Consider the following 14,738-nt stretch of genomic DNA (forward strand, 5'->3'; position numbering starts at 1 on the left):
GTCTTCGCCGATCGCCGCAGCGTCGAGGCCCGGCAGAACGTGCTGACCGGGCTGTTTCCTGGCCGAGTCGGCGACGCGGGCCAAGATCTATACAAGACGCGTCCATCCGTCGAGCTGCCCGCCGCCTGGCGGACCCGTCCCCTGGCGAAGATGATCCTACCGGCGCCCGACCGGCGGCAGGTCGGTGCAGAGCCCGAGGCCGGCTTCGGCCGCGAGGCCGATCGTCTCGCCGAGGGTCGGATGGGGATGGATGGTCCGGGCGATGTCGGTGGCATCGGCGCCCATCTCGATTCCCAGCGCGACCTCGCCGATCATGTCGCCCGCGCTCGGGCCGACGATGGCGCCGCCGACAACGCGCTTGGTCTGCGCATCGAACAGCAGCTTCGTCAGACCGTAATCGGCGCCGTTGGCGATGGCCCGGCCCGAGGCCGCCCAGGGGAAGCGGGCGACCTCCACGGCCCGCCCCGAGGCCTTGGCCGCCGTTTCCGTCAGGCCCACCCAGGCGATCTCGGGATCGGTGTAGGCCACCGAGGGGATCACGGCGGCATCGAAGCCGGCCTTGTGGCCGGCGGCCACCTCGGCGGCCACGTGCCCCTGGTGGACGGCCTTGTGGGCGAGCATTGGCTGCCCGACGAGATCACCGATGGCGAGAATATGCGGCACGTTGGTCCGCATCTGCGCGTCCACGGGCACGAAGCCGCCATCCAGCACCACGCCGGCGGCGTCGAGGCCCAGGTTCGCGCCGTTCGGACGACGCCCCGCGGCCTGGAGCACGAGGTCGTAGGTCTGCGGCTCGGCCTCGCCAGCGATCGATACGGCGATGCCCTCCGGTGTCGCCTCTGCCGCCATCACCTCCGTACTCGTGCGGATTCGGTCGAAGCGGTGCGCGTTCCGCTTCGTCCAGACCGCCACGAGATCCCGGTCGACGCCCTCCAGCAGGTTCGGCAGGCGTTCGACCACGTCGACCCGGGCGCCCAGTGCGCTGTAGACGGTCGCCATCTCCAGGCCGATGATGCCACCGCCGATCACCAGCAACCGGCGCGGCACAAAGGGCAGCTCCAGCGCCCCCGTGGAATCCACGATGCGGGGATCGTCCGGCAGCATCGCCAGGGCCACCGGCGACGAGCCCGCGGCCACGATGGCGCTGGCGAAGGTGACGTCGCGCGTGTCGCCACCATGCAGCGCCACCGAGACCGCGCTCGGGCCCGTGAAGCGTGCGGTCCCGCGGATCACCTCGACCTTGCGCTGGCGCGCCATCTGGGCGAGCCCGTCCGTGAGGCGCCGGACGGTGCCGGCCTTGAAGCTCCGGAGCTTTTCCAGGTCGACCGTCGGTGCGCCGAAGCTGATCCCGTGCGCGGCCAGCCGGACGGCCTCCTCGGTCACCGCAGCCACGTGGAGCAGCGCCTTCGAGGGAATGCAGCCCACGTTGAGGCAGACGCCGCCGAGGGTCGCGTCACGCTCCACCAGGATCACCCGCTGCCCGAGATCGGCGGCCCGGAAGGCGGCCGAGTAGCCGCCCGGTCCGCCGCCGATCACCAGGAGGTCGCAGCCCGCCTCCGCCTGCGGCTTCGGTGGCGGCGCGGCGGTGGCCGGCGCAGGTGCCGGCTCGGTGCGCACCTCGGGTGCCTCCACCGCGAGGCGGGCGACGAGGGTGCCGGCCGAGACCGTGTCGCCGAGGCCGACCAGCATCTCCACGAGGCGGCCCGCCGTCGGGGAGGGGATGTCCAGGGTCGCCTTGTCGGATTCGACCACCAGCAGGGTCTGGTCCCTGGCGACCGGCTGGCCGGGCGCCACCGGGATCTCGATGACGGGCACGTCGGCGTAATCCCCGAGATCGGGGACGCGGATGTCGAGGGTCTCGGGCATGGCGGCGGCGGTCACAGGAGGGCGCGGCGGAGGTCCGAGAGGACCGACGCCACATGGCCGAGGAAGCGGGCGGCGGCGACGCCGTCCACGACGCGGTGGTCCCAGGAGAGGCTCAAGGGGAGGATCAGGCGCGGCTGGAAGGCTTTGCCGTCCCACACCGCCTCGGTGCGCGAGCGCGCCGCGCCCAGGATCGCGACCTCGGGGGCGTTGATGATCGGCGTGAAGCCGTCGCCGCCGATGCCGCCGAGCGACGAGACCGAGAAGCAGCCGCCCTGCATGTCCGAGCCCGGGAGGGTTCCTGCCCGGCCCTTCTCGGCCATCGCGGCCATCTCGGTGGCAATCTCGATCAGGCCCTTGCGGTCGCAGTCGCGCACCACCGGCACCATCAGGCCCTTCGGCGTGTCCACCGCGAAGCCGACATGGACGTAGTCCTTCAGGACCAGCTCGCCGCCCGCCAGGGAGGAATTGAAGCGCGGGTAGGCGCGCAGCGCCGAGGCCGCCGCCTTGATCAGGAAGGCCACCATGGTGACCTTCGCGGGCGGCGTGCGGGTCTCCGTGTTCAGGCCGACCCGGAACGACTCGATCTCGGTGACGTCGGCCCGGTCGAAATTGGTCACGTGCGGGATCGTGAGCCAGTTGCGGCTGAGATTGGCCCCCGAGAGACTCTGGATGCGCGACAGCGGTTCGCGCCGGACCGGGCCGTATTTGGCGAAGTCCACGTCCGGCCAGGGCGGCAGGCCGGCGCCGATGCCGGACGCGGCGGCGGGCGCCGGGACCGACGCGCCGAGCGCCGCCTTGACGAAGGCGTGTACGTCCTCGCGCAGGATCCGCCCTTTGGGCCCGGTGGCGGCGACGCGGTCCAGCTCCACACCGAGCTCGCGGGCGAGCTGGCGGACGGACGGGCTGGCATGCACCGCGCCGCGGGTCGCCTGGATCGGATCGGCCTGTATCGGCTTCGGCGAGGCGCGACCGGCTCCCTCTCCCGTGCGGGAGAGGGTTGGGGTGAGGGGTGCGCCGTCTCCGGACAACCCTGATCCCTCATCCTGTCCCGCTTCCGAACGGGAAAGGGGACCCGCGCTCCGCTCGGGGGACGACGCGGCCGCGGCAGCGGGGGGGGCGTCCGGCACCGGTGCGGCCCCGCTGCCCTCCGCGGGCTCCACCGTCAGGATCGGGGTTCCTTCCGACACCTTCGACCCCACGGAGACCAGCAACTCGCGGACGATGCCGGCGACCGGGGAGGGAACCTCCATGGTGGCCTTGTCGGACTCGATGCTGAGGATCAGGTCGTCCACCGCGAGGCGGTCGCCGGGCTTCACCAGAAGCTCGATGACCGGCACGTCCCGATAGTCGCCGATATCCGGAAGGGCGATCTGCAGCGCGGCGCTCATGCGGGTGGAATTCCGGTTGCTGGAAGGCTGTTACGGCCTGTCCGCGTGCGGGCAGGGGAAGAGAGGCGCGATGTCGTCGACGCGCCGGATCTCCCAGCCACGCCCTCATCCTGAGGCGCCGGAGCGCAGCGGAGGCCTCGAAGGAGGGCTCCAGGGATCGCACGGCCGGCTGGAGAGTTCCTTCGAGGCGCGCTGCGCGCGCACCTCAGGATGAGGTCGCGGGTGGGTTCGCCGGTTGGCCTCAGATCGTCCAGGGCGCGGGCGCGTCCGCCGCGATGCCGTAGCGGCGGATCGCGTCCGCCACCGTGGCGCGCGGCACCGTCCCGGCTTCCGCCAGGGCGTGCAGCGCCGCGATGACCACGTGCTGCCGGTCGACCTCGAAGAACCGGCGGAGCGCGTTGCGGGTGTCGCTCCTCCCGAACCCGTCTGTGCCGAGGGCGACGAAGCGCGCGCCGACATAGGAGGCGATCAGCTGCGGGTAGGCCCGGACGTAGTCGCTCGCCGCGACGATGGGCGCCGTGCCCGGCAGCAGCGCCGCCACGTGGCTGACCGGCGCCTCGGCTTCCGGGTTGAGCATCGCCTGCCGCTCGGCCTCGCGGGCGTCGCGGGCCAGCTCGCTGAAGCTCGTCACGCTGAACACCTCGGCGGCGACGCCGAAATCCTGCGCGAGCAGCTCCGCCGCCGCGATCACCTCCGGGAGGATCGCCCCGGAGCCGAGGAGCCGCACGAAGGCGGCGCCCGTCCCTTGCCCGGCCTCCGGCCCCGACAGCCGGTACATGCCCTTCAGGATCCCGGCCTCCGCCCCCTGCGGCATGGAGGGCTGGGCGTAGTTCTCGTTCATCGCGGTGAGGTAGTAGAAGGCGTCCTCGCCCTCCTCCATCATCGCCCGGGCGCCCCGGTCGACGATCACCGCCATTTCGTACGCGAAGGCCGGATCGTAGGCCCGACAGTTCGGGATTGCGGCCGCCTGCATGTGGCTCGACCCGTCTTGGTGCTGAAGGCCCTCGCCGCCCAGCGTGGTCCGGCCCGCCGTGGCGCCGATCAGGAAGCCGCGGGCCCGTTGGTCGGCCGCCGCCCAGATCAGGTCGCCGACCCGCTGGAAGCCGAACATCGAGTAGTAGATGTAGAACGGCAGCATCGACAGGCCGTGGACGCTGTAGGCCGTGGCCGCCGCCGTCCAGGACGAGATCGCCCCGGCCTCGGTGATGCCTTCCTCCAGGAGCTGCCCGTCCCGGGCCTCGCGGTAGTAGAGCATCGAGCCGGCATCCTCCGGCTCGTAGAGCTGGCCCTGCGGCGCGTAGATCCCGACCTGCCGGAACAGGTTGGCCATGCCGAAGGTCCGGGCCTCGTCGGCGACGATCGGGACGATGCGCGGCCCGAGATCCTTGTGCTTCAGGAGGTTGCCGAATAGGCGCACCACCGCCGTGGTGGTCGACATCTCCTTGCCGCCCGCTTCGAGCGCGAAGCCCGCGTAGGTCGAGAGGGCCGGCACCGAGACGGTCGGCGCCGTGCGGCGGCGGGCCGGCAACACGCCGCCGAGCGTCTCGCGGCGCTCGCGCAGGTAGCGCATCTCGGCGCCGTCCTCGGCCGGCTTGTAGAAGGCCAAACCCTCCACCTGGGCATCCGACAGCGGCAGGGCGAACCGGTCGCGGAAGGCGCGCAGCGCGTCCACGTCGAGCTTCTTGGCCTGGTGGGCGGTCATGCGCGACTCGCCCGCGCCGCCCATGCCGTAGCCCTTCTTGGTCTTGGCCAGGATCACCGTCGGCCGGCCCTTAGTGGCCTTGGCGGCGGCGAAGGCCGCGTAGAGCTTGCGGAAGTCGTGGCCGCCGCGCTTCAGCCGGTCGACATCGGCGTCCGACATGTGGGCGACGAGCTCGCGGACCTCCGGATCCTCGCCGAAGAAGTGGGCGAGGTTGTAGGCGCCGTCCTTGGCGCCCAGCGTCTGGTACTTGCCGTCCACCGTGTCGGCGAAGCGCCGCAGCAGGGCGTGGTTGGTGTCGCGGGCGAAGATCCCGTCCCACTCCGAACCCCACAGCACCTTGATGACGTTCCAGCCCGCGCCCCGGAACAGGCTCTCCAGCTCCTGGATGATCTGGCCGTTGCCGCGCACCGGTCCGTCGAGCCGCTGCAGGTTGCAGTTGATGACGAAGGTCAGGTTGTCGAGGTTCTCGCGCGCCGCCAGTGCGAGGCCGCCGATCGATTCGGGCTCGTCCATCTCGCCGTCGCCGAACACGCCCCAGACGTGGCGGCCGGACGTGTCGGCGAGGCCCCGGTCGGCGAGGTAGCGCATGAAACGCGCCTGATAGACCGCGTGGATCGGCCCGATGCCCATCGAGCCGGTGGGAACCTGCCAGAAATCCGGCATCAGCCAGGGATGCGGATAGGAGCACAGACCGTCGCCGGCGATCTCCTGGCGGTAGTGCTTCAGCTGCTCCTCGGAGAGTCGCCCCTCGAGGAAGGCCCGGGCGTAGACGCCGGGGGCCGAGTGCGGCTGGAAATAGACGAGGTCGCCGTCCGTCCCGCCCTTGAAGAAGTGGTTGAAGCCGACCTCGAACAGCTCCGCCGCCGAGGCGTAGCTGGCCACGTGGCCGCCGAGCTCGCCGTAGGCCATGTTGGCGCGCACCACCATGGCGAGCGCGTTCCAGCGCATGATCGAGGTCAGGCGCTCCTCGATGTCGAGATCGCCGGGGTAGCGCGGCTGCTTCTCCAGCGGAACCGTGTTCCGGTAGGGCGAGTAGGGCAGGGCCTCGTCGAGGATGCCGATCTCCTTCGAGCGCCGCTCCAGGCGGTCGAGGATGAACCGCGCCCGGGCCGCGCCCTCGGTGCGGAAGACGGATTCCAGCGCGGCGAGCCAGTCCTGGGTCTCGGCCGGGTCGTGATCGACCTCGGCGGACCGCGCGATCATGGCTTTCGGCGGTATGGCGTTCATCAACGCGGCCTCCCTTATTCCCCCGATCATACGAGTATCGGGACGGCGGGACATGCCGAAGATTTGCTTCCATCGCGCCGTGTCAGGATTGATATTCCGCGATTTGGGCGATAGGCGGCAAAATATGCCTCTGTCGCGAGGCCAGAGCGCCTCGCGCGTCGTCGTCGGAGGCTGCGCTTCGCAGCGGCCAGATTGGAGACCGAACCGATGCCCGCACGACCGGCCCCCCTCGACGCCGCGAGCCTGCGCATTCTCGAATGTCTGCAGCAGGACAGCGAGATCAGCATCGCGGATCTCGCCGAGCGGGTGGGCCTGTCGACGTCGCCGTGCTGGCGCCGCGTCAACGACCTGAAGGAGGCGGGGGTGATCCGCGGCTGCGTGGCGGTGGTCGACCCGCTGAGCCTCGGGCTCGCGGTCAACGTGTTCGTCCACGTGTCGCTCGAGAAACAGACCCAGGCCGCGCTCCAGGCCTTCGACGAGGCGGTGCGCAACCGCCCCGAGGTGATGGAGTGCTATCTGATGAGCGGCGAGGCCGACTACATGCTGCGGGTCGTGGTCGAGGATCTCGGCCAGTACCAGAAGCTCGTCCTGGACCACCTCACGCGGATCCCCGGGGTGGCCAACATCCGATCGAGCTTCGCCCTGGGGCAGGTCAAGTACGCGACCGCGCTGCCGCTCGGGCACCTGACCCGCTGACCGGACGCGGCCGCCCACGGTGCATCAGTGGCAGCGGGGTCCGCTCGCGACGGCGAAATCTGGAAAGTCTCGTTCTCGGGTACGCAGGCCGCGATGGGCCGCGTCGCGCGCGAGATAAATGGTGGAGCCTAACGGGATCGAACCGATGACCTCTTCCATGCCATGGAAGCGCTCTCCCAGCTGAGCTAAGGCCCCATAATTTTTACTGCATTTCGCGTCCCGTGGAGGGCCGCGTCACGCGAGAGTGGGATGGTGGAGCCTAACGGGATCGAACCGATGACCTCTTCCATGCCATGGAAGCGCTCTCCCAGCTGAGCTAAGGCCCCACTTTTAGCATCCGCCGCGGGTTGGGTCCCGCGGGGTCTCGCCGGTCTAAATCGCGTCCGGCGAGGCCGGTTCTATAGGCGGCTCGCACCGCGGACTCAACCCCCTTTTTCGCTGCTGCCGGGGGTTTTTGATCGGGGAGGCGACGACCGCCTCAGCCCTCTTCGTCGTTCTCGATATCGCCGTCGATCAGGTCGGAGACATCGTCGTCGCCGGCGTCCTCTTCCTCCAGGAAGGTGTCGTCGTCGGCGGTATCCCCGTCCTCGACCGAATCGTCCTCGGGCGTCGGATCCGCATCGTCCTCGGCGGCTTCGACCTCGTCGAGGGAAACCAGCTCCGGACCCTTCTCGTCCGTCTCGTCCTCATCGTCGTTGCTGGCCGCGCTCCGCGACAGCGCCGGAGGCGCTGCACGGCTCGAGGTGGCCACCGCCTGATAGACCGCGCCGCATTTCGGGCAGACGGCGGGATCTCGGGCGAGGTCGTAGAACTTCGCGCCGCAGCTCATGCACTGGCGCTTCAAGCCAAGTTCCGGTCGGGCCACGGGCGGACACCTCGTCGTCAGTTCTGTCTCGGGGGAGGGGCCCCGTTAGTCGCGGTGGCGGCCCCTGTCAATCGAGCCCGTGCAGGGCGTTCCGGGCCGCGTCCTACGGAGGATCGGCGGGAGGATCGGCAGGAGGATCGTCCGGAGGATCGACGAAGACATCGGATTGATGACGCCGGCCGGTACCCGTGTTAACCGCCCGGCGATTTCACCGTCCGATTGCAGCGCCGCGGCCGAGCCGCGCGACGCGCCGGATCCAGGCCCACTCGTCAGAGCCCGAACGGACGTCCCGTGTCGCACGATTCGACTCCACAGCCCCTCACCGCCGCGCCGGGCACCCCGCTGCGCGGACGCCTTCGGCCGCCCGGCGACAAGTCGATCTCGCATCGGGCGATGATCCTCGGCTTGCTCAGCCAGGGCGAGACGCGGGTCGAAGGGCTGCTGGAGGGCGATGACGTCCTGCGGACCGCCGCCGCCGCGAAGGCGCTCGGCGCGGGCGTCGAGCGGCTCGGGGCCGGACGCTGGCGGGTCCGGGGCGTCGGCATCGGGGGCCTCGGCGATCCCGCCGACGTCCTCGATTTCGGCAATGCCGGCACCGGCTCCCGCCTCATGATGGGCGTGGTCGGTGGGCAGCCGGTGACCGCGACCTTCGACGGCGACGCCTCCCTGCGTTCGCGGCCCATGCGCCGCATCCTCGACCCGCTCACCCGGATGGGCACCCAGGTCCTGGCCGAAGCCGAGGGCGGCCGCGTGCCCCTGACCCTGCGGGGCCCCAAGGAGGCGATCCCGATCACCTACGAGACCCCGGCGGCCTCGGCGCAGATCAAGTCGGCGGTGCTGCTCGCCGGCCTCAACGCGCCCGGCGTCACCACCGTGATCGAGGCGGCCGCGACCCGCGACCACACCGAGCGGATGCTGCGCCTGTTCGGCGCCACGGTCGTCGTCGAGCCGCACGGTCCCGGCGGCCACGGCCGCAAGGTTGCGCTGACCGGCCAGCCGACCCTGCGCGGCACCGATGTCGTGGTGCCGGCCGACCCGTCTTCGGCGGCCTTCCCCCTGGTGGCGGCGCTGATCGTCCCCGGCTCCGACGTGGTCATCGAAGGCGTGATGATGAACCCGCTGCGCATCGGGCTGATCACGACGCTCCTGGAGATGGGCGCGCAGATCGAGCGCGTGGCGGAGCGGGAGGAGGGCGGCGAGACCGTGGCCGACCTGCGCGTGCGCGCGAGCCGCCTGACCGGCGTCGACGTCCCGGCCGAGCGGGCGCCCGCGATGATCGACGAGTACCCGGTGCTGGCGGTGGCGGCGAGCTTCGCCGAGGGCCGGACCCGGATGAACGGCCTGCACGAGCTGCGGGTCAAGGAATCGGACCGCCTCGCCGCCGTGGCGGCGGGGCTGGCCGCCAACGGCGTCCGCCACGCGGTGGAGGGTGACGACCTCGTGGTGGAGGGCGACGGCGCCGCCGCGCCGGGCGGCGGAACGGTCGCGACGCATCTCGACCACCGCATCGCCATGGCGTTCCTCGTCATGGGGCTCGCCGCACGGAACCCGGTCACGGTGGATGACGGCGCGATGATCGCCACGAGCTTCCCGAGCTTCCTTCCGACCATGCAGGCCCTCGGCGGCCGGATCGAGGCGTGACCGGCATGCCGCTCGTCATCGCGATCGACGGACCGGCCGCATCCGGCAAGGGCACGCTCGCCAAGCGTCTGGCCGATCATTACGGCCTGCCGCATCTCGACACCGGGCTCCTCTACAGGGCCGTGGCTATGGCCCTGCTCGATGCAGGCCTGTCGCTGGAGGATTCCGCGGCCGCGGCGCGGGCGGCCCAGGCCCTCGACGCCGGCAAGCTCGACGACCCGCGGCTGCGCGACCGGGCCATGGGCGAGGCGGCCTCGCGCGTCTCGTCCGTGCCGGAAGTCCGGGCCGGCCTGCTCGCCTGGCAGCGCCGCTTTGCCGCCGATCCGCAGGGGGCGGTGCTCGACGGGCGCGACATCGGCACGGTGGTCTGCCCCGGGGCCTCGGTGAAGCTGTTCATCACGGCGTCCTCGGAGGAGCGCGCCCGCCGCCGCCACCGGGAACTGGTCGGCCGCGGTGAGTCGGCGACCTTCGCGACGATCCTCGCCGACATCGAGGCCCGCGACGCCCGGGATGCATCCCGCAGCGCCGCACCCCTGCGCATGGCCGACGATGCGATCCGGCTCGACACCACGGAGCTCGACGCGGATGCGGCCTTCGCCGAGGCCCGGGGCATCGTGGAGCAGAGCCGCGGCGACGCGGATTGAGGGCGGATTGAGGATTGTCCACGTCCCTTATGTTGACCCCCCGGGCCCGCTCACCTATTGCGGACGCGCCGTCCCCGACGGGCCACCGCGATCGGCCCGGGACGCGAGCGCGTAGCTCAGCTGGTAGAGCAACGGACTTTTAATCTGTAGGTCCTGGGTTCGAGTCCCAGCGCGCTCACCATTCTACCAGCAAAATCAGTGCTTTAGAGCGGGTTACAAATTTGGTGCTTCCCCGCGGGGAGCCCGGGTTGCACCGGGGTAGCACCCGCAGCCTTGCGATGGATGCCAACCCGCTTCGTCCCGAAGTCTCCTTGCAGGCCCACAGGGCAGGCACTTCGATCAGGGCTTGTCCTTCGGAAAGGCAGCGGCCTTGAACCGCTCCCATTCCTCGCTGCTTACCCCATCAGGGCCGGGGACAAACAAGCGCTCGCCTTCGGGCCGTCTTCCATCCGCCACGCGCCGAGACGGCTTAGCCGCGAATTCCAGAACCCCACCGATCACGAGGGCGACCGCGCCGATCCAGAAAAGGCCAGGACGATAGGGGTTGGCGCCAACCATGGCCGCTAGCTCGATCACCTGCCCACAGGGGCCGTCGACCGAGTACAAGCACTGCAACGGCGGATCAGCGTGAGTGCCGAGGAAAGCGGCAACCTCGGCATAGAATTTCTGCCACCACGCGACCGAGCCGCCGACGAGCAGGACGCCTACCACCGCCAGTGCAGTTCCGAGCCGGAACAGGTTCATTGCCGCCGCCTCGCTTGGAGTAGCAGCTCAACAGCATGCTCACGGTTGATGCAGCGCGCAACCAAGACGAGCATGCCCGCAGTGGGACAGCTGGGCCCGACGCTCCGAAACCGTCGTTCAATGGATCTCAGGTACGACGCCATCGGGCCACGTTGCGTATCGGCCCGCCCGCTGGTGAGATCGGACGCTCCCCCGCCCCGTGAGCAGATCGGGGCGGGGCCGAGCGGCCGATCCGCGGCGCGGGCCGACAAGCACGCAAGCCGCCAGCAAGTGGTCTTCGGCCACACAGGAGCGAGCCGAGCCGCCTCAGCCTAAAGGTGCGGGCTGAGGACGAACCAAATCGAGGCGTACAGCCATCGATCGCCCAGTTTGGGTGGAGGTCCAGCAAAATCACCAAACGGGGGGAATGATGAGCAACAAACCGATCAAGGATCTAGATGCGCTTCGGAAGCGCCTCATCGAAACGCGACGCGAGAAGGTGGCTCTCGGCCAATCCATCGTGGAGGTGCAGAGCGAGATCGAAGCCGTCGATCGCGCCCGCGAGGATGAGGTAGCTACCATCCGCAACGCCCAGCAGCGTGCGCCAGGGGCGACTGCGAAGAAGGTCGCCTGAACTGCATGAACAGCGCCCCGCGCATTCGGCGCGCGGGGCGCTTGCATGTCCAGGGCCGGCGGATCCGGCTCGGACGTGCGCCGGCCGATCCGCGCGGTGTCCATCCGGGTCACGTTGCCGTGCCGGTCCTGATAGGTCCGCGGAACAGGCTCACTTGAAACGTTGCAAGTGAGCGTCTCGCGTAGCTTGGACACGAAGGTGTGCGAGACGGCACAATGCCGCCCGACCTCGCTATCGGACCACGCGCCCCATTCCTCGTCCTCGAGAAGCATGAGTACGGCGCGCAGCTTATCTGCATTCGTGCGGCGCAGGCCGTGCGCCGCATTGGCGCCGGCGCTGTGCAGGATGGCATCGCCCAAGCCGCCCAGGCGCACATTACATCGCTATCTAAAACTGGCCGTCATCGATACGGGCATCAACTCTCGGCGTGCCCTTGCCATAGCCAGATAGCTCCGCGAGATCCGCTACAGTACGAATGTATGTGTCATCGTCATCAGACAGCCTGCTCAGCTCCATGCCATTGAACAGCATCCAGCCAAATGGGCTCAGATGTAGCTTCGTCGGATCGATTTCGTCCGGACCCAAGATGGCATACAAATTAATATCGTCGGGCGCAGATCTCATTTCCACGATTCCCCGTTGTGTCATGTCAAATATTTGCGACATCAGCGGATGATATTTCTCCGGTGGGCCCGGCAAATCTTCGCCGCCGCGCGCTGGCCAGCCATAGCTCTTGATCTGGCTGGCGATCTTCATGACAACAAAGGCTCGAAATCGTATGTTATGAGCAGTTTCGATAAGTAACTGAGCATCGGCGGGGCTGATTTCGTTGTTAAAGCCGATACTAGTCATAAGTGCGGCAATAAAGTCGATCTTCTTTTCTTCGGCGCTGTTCATCGCCGCCAACAAGGCTGCTTCTATTGTTTCGTCGGCCGCCGAACGGCCGGTGTGGTCTGGCCGGGTAAATTCATCGGCGCGCAATGTTTGTCCGGACGATACGCGTTCATCCATCCGTGTTGCGGCAACCGCTATTGCGCGGCCGACACGTGCAGCCTGACGTGGACCAAGTCTTGTATCTACGAGATACGTTCCGACCTTTTCCAATGAGTGTGCAAGGCTAGTGCCGACCGCTGCTCCGATAAACGGGTTCGCGGTCACCGCGGTAGTGCCCACGCCGGCCATTCCGCCAGCGACTTTTGCCGCCATTCCAACGCTGAACTTCCAGATCGCGATGCCCTGACCTGAGCGAAGCTTCTCCGCGCCCTCGTCCTTGTCTTCACCCGTCACAGCCAGCCCCCACTCAATCAGTCGCGTTCAGATACGTACCACCCGCAGAACGGACTAGGCTCGGGTCGGCCGCCTCCGCGTCTCGCAGCTGCCGAGCCTCGTGGATCGCCTTGCGGGTCAGGCCGAGATCCGTCACGGCAGGGATGTTCCCGGCGGGAACATCCCTTTTGCCCTGGCCGCCGTGGCCTTGGACTTCGCCCCGCTCCTGGGCGGCGACCGCCTTCGCGACCTCATAACCGCTTAGCCAAGATGGATTCGATCAGCGCTAGCAGCGGCTCAAATGAAGCGTATGAACCCGGAGGAAATTTCTGCGCCGCTTCGGCAATCTGAACCTTCTGCGCATTTGAGGCGACCGGCCTGGTGATGCCGGCTGGTGCATGCCGCACTTGAACGAAATCAATCCGTCCCGCGAGATCGCTATCCTGGAAAAGCAATTCGGTCGTTAGGATCGAGTTTGCGGCGTCACCATCATCTAGGCTAGCTGCTGTTGGACGATGAGCGGGAACAGGCAATAGTGCGGACCAAATGTTCGTCCCCTGACGGCGCCACCATGGGCAACTCGAAAGGTTGAGGTTCTCTTCAGACGTCGACTGCGGCTTACGTCCCTTGTTCCAATACCCGTGACCTTCCTTGTCAAAATCGAATATGCCCAATACGCGATCAATGCCGCGATCTGCCAAAGCTTCAGCGAGGGGGCCTGGCGAGCTCGGTTCGTGACCTAGAAATTGCCGCAGCGACCCGGCGGATCCGCTCGGCATGAGGTTGAAAGGCATGGGTTGGTCTCGCCGCAATTTTTCCCAGGCCAAACGGATCATTTGAGCATCGGTTTTGCCTTCAACGGCCACAACCATCGTGTTGCCGGGTCGCGAAAAGAGAAAGCTACCCAAATCGAATGCCGAGATGGCAATGTCGCCAGCTGTTACGCCCGGATATGTCGGGCTCGGATCAACATTCACAACGCCTGTATGATTATCTCGTCGCAGTATGACATGCTTGGCAGCTGGCGAGCCGTGAACAACAAATGGCGAATGAGTTGCCAGTATAATTTGACTTTTTTTATCTGCTGTCTCCGTAACAATTTTGTCGTAATAACCGAGGATGCCGGATTGCCAGTTTGGGTGTAGACTTAGCTCTGGCTCGTCAATCATCACTATCGCGCCCGGCATGTATTGTGCTTGGCGCAGAAGAAATCCGCCGCGAAACACAATCTGTTTTTCGCCCGTGCTCAATTTGGCTAACGGGGTCTCGCGGCCATTCTCAGTGAAAACTGGCCTCAACTCTCCTTCGACCTGCTTGACTCCCGCGAACCCCTTCTGAGGTATGAGGCGCTCGAATGCTTCCTTGAACCGTTGCATTCGACCACCAGCTAGCATAGCAGGCGCTCTTCCATCGGGATTATCTCGATGCCATCGCATCATATCAAGTCCGTCTGCATTCTCTAGATCCACAAAAAGCTGCGGAATTATCGAAGACAGGTTGGATCCGCCGCGGAGAGGAAAGACTATCTCTGCAGGCACGCTCGCGGACCGACGAGGATTATCCATCGCCGTCGTGCTTTGAACTGCCTTCACCTCGAAATTTGTTACAGCCTCGCTTAGGAAGGCTCCATAAGAATTTTCGAGAAACGTCTCTACAGCATCGTGCCGCTCGATCTTCGTATTGGTTCTTGGCTCGATAACTGCTCGATAGATGAGACCGTTTTCTCTCCTGCGAACGTCGGCCTCGATTGCAACACCGCGAAAATCCCGCCACCCATCCAACTCGGCGTGTGTTTCCGGGGATATAGGATTTCCAAGATCCGACGCTGCGTTCATAACATCGTGCTCGACAAATACACGGATCCGGCCATTTAAATGGAGATGCTCTAGCGTCGCTAGCAAATTGTACGGAATTAATGCCGTGAATATTGATTCCAAGACTGCAGATTTTCCGCAGCCATTGCCGCCAGCAAGTACGATGTGGCGCGGCGCTCTGCCGTCTGCGCCTCGAAAATCAATTGCTAGGTCACCGATACCAGGGTGGCCTTTGATGTCGATGCCAGCAACCCGCATCGGTCCCTCGTTCG

At 67.2% G+C, this 14,738-nt stretch carries 11 protein-coding genes and 3 tRNA genes; 5 read left to right on the forward strand and 9 right to left on the reverse strand.

What is annotated here, in order from left to right; translation table 11 throughout:
• Positions 1-156 precede the first annotated feature (156 nt).
• The 3 genes from lpdA to mdeB form a co-directional block, all read right to left on the reverse strand.
• Positions 157-1,866, reverse strand: a complete 1,710-nt coding sequence (gene lpdA / locus P9K36_RS30345) for a dihydrolipoyl dehydrogenase (protein ID WP_111474293.1) — start codon at positions 1,864-1,866, stop codon at positions 157-159.
• Positions 1,867-1,877: 11 nt separating this feature from the next.
• Complete coding sequence (locus P9K36_RS30350; RefSeq protein WP_278306335.1) at positions 1,878-3,254, reverse strand: 2-oxo acid dehydrogenase subunit E2; 1,377 nt, start codon at positions 3,252-3,254, stop codon at positions 1,878-1,880.
• Between the two features lie 241 nt (positions 3,255-3,495).
• Positions 3,496-6,183 (reverse strand): alpha-ketoglutarate dehydrogenase, encoded by a 2,688-nt coding sequence (mdeB, locus tag P9K36_RS30355; RefSeq protein WP_278306336.1) that lies wholly within the window; start codon positions 6,181-6,183, stop codon positions 3,496-3,498.
• Between the two features lie 207 nt (positions 6,184-6,390).
• Here mdeB and P9K36_RS30360 point away from each other — a divergent pair, with 207 nt between their 5' ends.
• Positions 6,391-6,879, forward strand: a complete 489-nt coding sequence (locus P9K36_RS30360; protein WP_043354596.1) for an Lrp/AsnC family transcriptional regulator — start codon at positions 6,391-6,393, stop codon at positions 6,877-6,879.
• A gap of 119 nt (positions 6,880-6,998) precedes the next feature.
• Here the strand turns inward: P9K36_RS30360 and P9K36_RS30365 are convergent.
• The 3 genes from P9K36_RS30365 to P9K36_RS30375 all read right to left on the reverse strand — a co-directional run bounded on the left by P9K36_RS30365 (position 6,999) and on the right by P9K36_RS30375 (position 7,744).
• Positions 6,999-7,074 (reverse strand) — tRNA-Ala (locus P9K36_RS30365).
• A gap of 55 nt (positions 7,075-7,129) precedes the next feature.
• Positions 7,130-7,205 (reverse strand) — tRNA-Ala (locus P9K36_RS30370).
• A 152-nt stretch (positions 7,206-7,357) separates the two neighbouring features.
• Entirely contained in the window at positions 7,358-7,744 is a 387-nt protein-coding gene (locus P9K36_RS30375) for a TIGR02300 family protein (RefSeq protein ID WP_075381438.1), read from the reverse strand.
• 291 nt (positions 7,745-8,035) lie between these two features.
• Here P9K36_RS30375 and aroA point away from each other — a divergent pair, with 291 nt between their 5' ends.
• From aroA to P9K36_RS30390, 3 genes are all read left to right on the forward strand, one after another.
• On the forward strand, positions 8,036-9,385 hold the full coding sequence (gene aroA, locus P9K36_RS30380; protein WP_043381639.1) for a 3-phosphoshikimate 1-carboxyvinyltransferase: 1,350 nt from the start codon (positions 8,036-8,038) through the stop codon (positions 9,383-9,385).
• A 5-nt stretch (positions 9,386-9,390) separates the two neighbouring features.
• Positions 9,391-10,029, forward strand: a complete 639-nt coding sequence (gene cmk / locus P9K36_RS30385) for a (d)CMP kinase (protein WP_052083944.1) — start codon at positions 9,391-9,393, stop codon at positions 10,027-10,029.
• A gap of 105 nt (positions 10,030-10,134) precedes the next feature.
• Positions 10,135-10,210 (forward strand) — tRNA-Lys (locus P9K36_RS30390).
• 158 nt (positions 10,211-10,368) lie between these two features.
• Here the strand turns inward: P9K36_RS30390 and P9K36_RS30395 are convergent.
• Positions 10,369-10,773: a hypothetical protein gene (locus P9K36_RS30395; RefSeq protein WP_278306337.1), complete on the reverse strand. Its 405-nt coding sequence runs from the start codon at positions 10,771-10,773 to the stop codon at positions 10,369-10,371.
• Positions 10,774-11,179: 406 nt separating this feature from the next.
• Between P9K36_RS30395 and P9K36_RS30400 the strand changes: the two genes are divergently transcribed.
• Positions 11,180-11,386: a hypothetical protein gene (locus tag P9K36_RS30400; RefSeq protein ID WP_278306338.1), complete on the forward strand. Its 207-nt coding sequence runs from the start codon at positions 11,180-11,182 to the stop codon at positions 11,384-11,386.
• 387 nt (positions 11,387-11,773) lie between these two features.
• Here P9K36_RS30400 and P9K36_RS30405 read toward each other — a convergent pair whose 3' ends face one another.
• Both P9K36_RS30405 and P9K36_RS30410 read right to left on the reverse strand, forming a co-directional pair.
• A complete protein-coding gene (locus P9K36_RS30405; protein WP_278306339.1) occupies positions 11,774-12,673 on the reverse strand; it encodes a hypothetical protein in 900 nt (299 codons plus the stop codon).
• 230 nt (positions 12,674-12,903) lie between these two features.
• A complete protein-coding gene (locus P9K36_RS30410; protein WP_278306340.1) occupies positions 12,904-14,724 on the reverse strand; it encodes an ATP-binding protein in 1,821 nt (606 codons plus the stop codon).
• Positions 14,725-14,738 lie beyond the last annotated feature (14 nt).

Origin of the sequence: Methylobacterium sp. 391_Methyba4 (genome assembly GCF_029691625.1) — a bacterium.
In the GTDB taxonomy this organism is placed as follows: domain Bacteria; phylum Pseudomonadota; class Alphaproteobacteria; order Rhizobiales; family Beijerinckiaceae; genus Methylobacterium; species Methylobacterium fujisawaense.

Bases quoted from the DNA above. Each gene is read 5' to 3' on its own strand.
- P9K36_RS30360 (WP_043354596.1), top strand. From the start codon at position 6,391: ATGCCCGCACGACCGGCCCCCCTCGACGCCGCGAGCCTGCGCATTCTC.
- P9K36_RS30400 (WP_278306338.1), top strand. From the start codon at position 11,180: ATGATGAGCAACAAACCGATCAAGGATCTAGATGCGCTTCGGAAGCGC.
- P9K36_RS30410 (WP_278306340.1), bottom strand. From the start codon at position 14,724: ATGCGGGTTGCTGGCATCGACATCAAAGGCCACCCTGGTATCGGTGAC.
- mdeB (WP_278306336.1), bottom strand. From the start codon at position 6,183: ATGAACGCCATACCGCCGAAAGCCATGATCGCGCGGTCCGCCGAGGTC.
- P9K36_RS30350 (WP_278306335.1), bottom strand. From the start codon at position 3,254: ATGAGCGCCGCGCTGCAGATCGCCCTTCCGGATATCGGCGACTATCGG.
- P9K36_RS30395 (WP_278306337.1), bottom strand. From the start codon at position 10,773: ATGAACCTGTTCCGGCTCGGAACTGCACTGGCGGTGGTAGGCGTCCTG.
- cmk (WP_052083944.1), top strand. From the start codon at position 9,391: ATGCCGCTCGTCATCGCGATCGACGGACCGGCCGCATCCGGCAAGGGC.
- lpdA (WP_111474293.1), bottom strand. From the start codon at position 1,866: ATGCCCGAGACCCTCGACATCCGCGTCCCCGATCTCGGGGATTACGCC.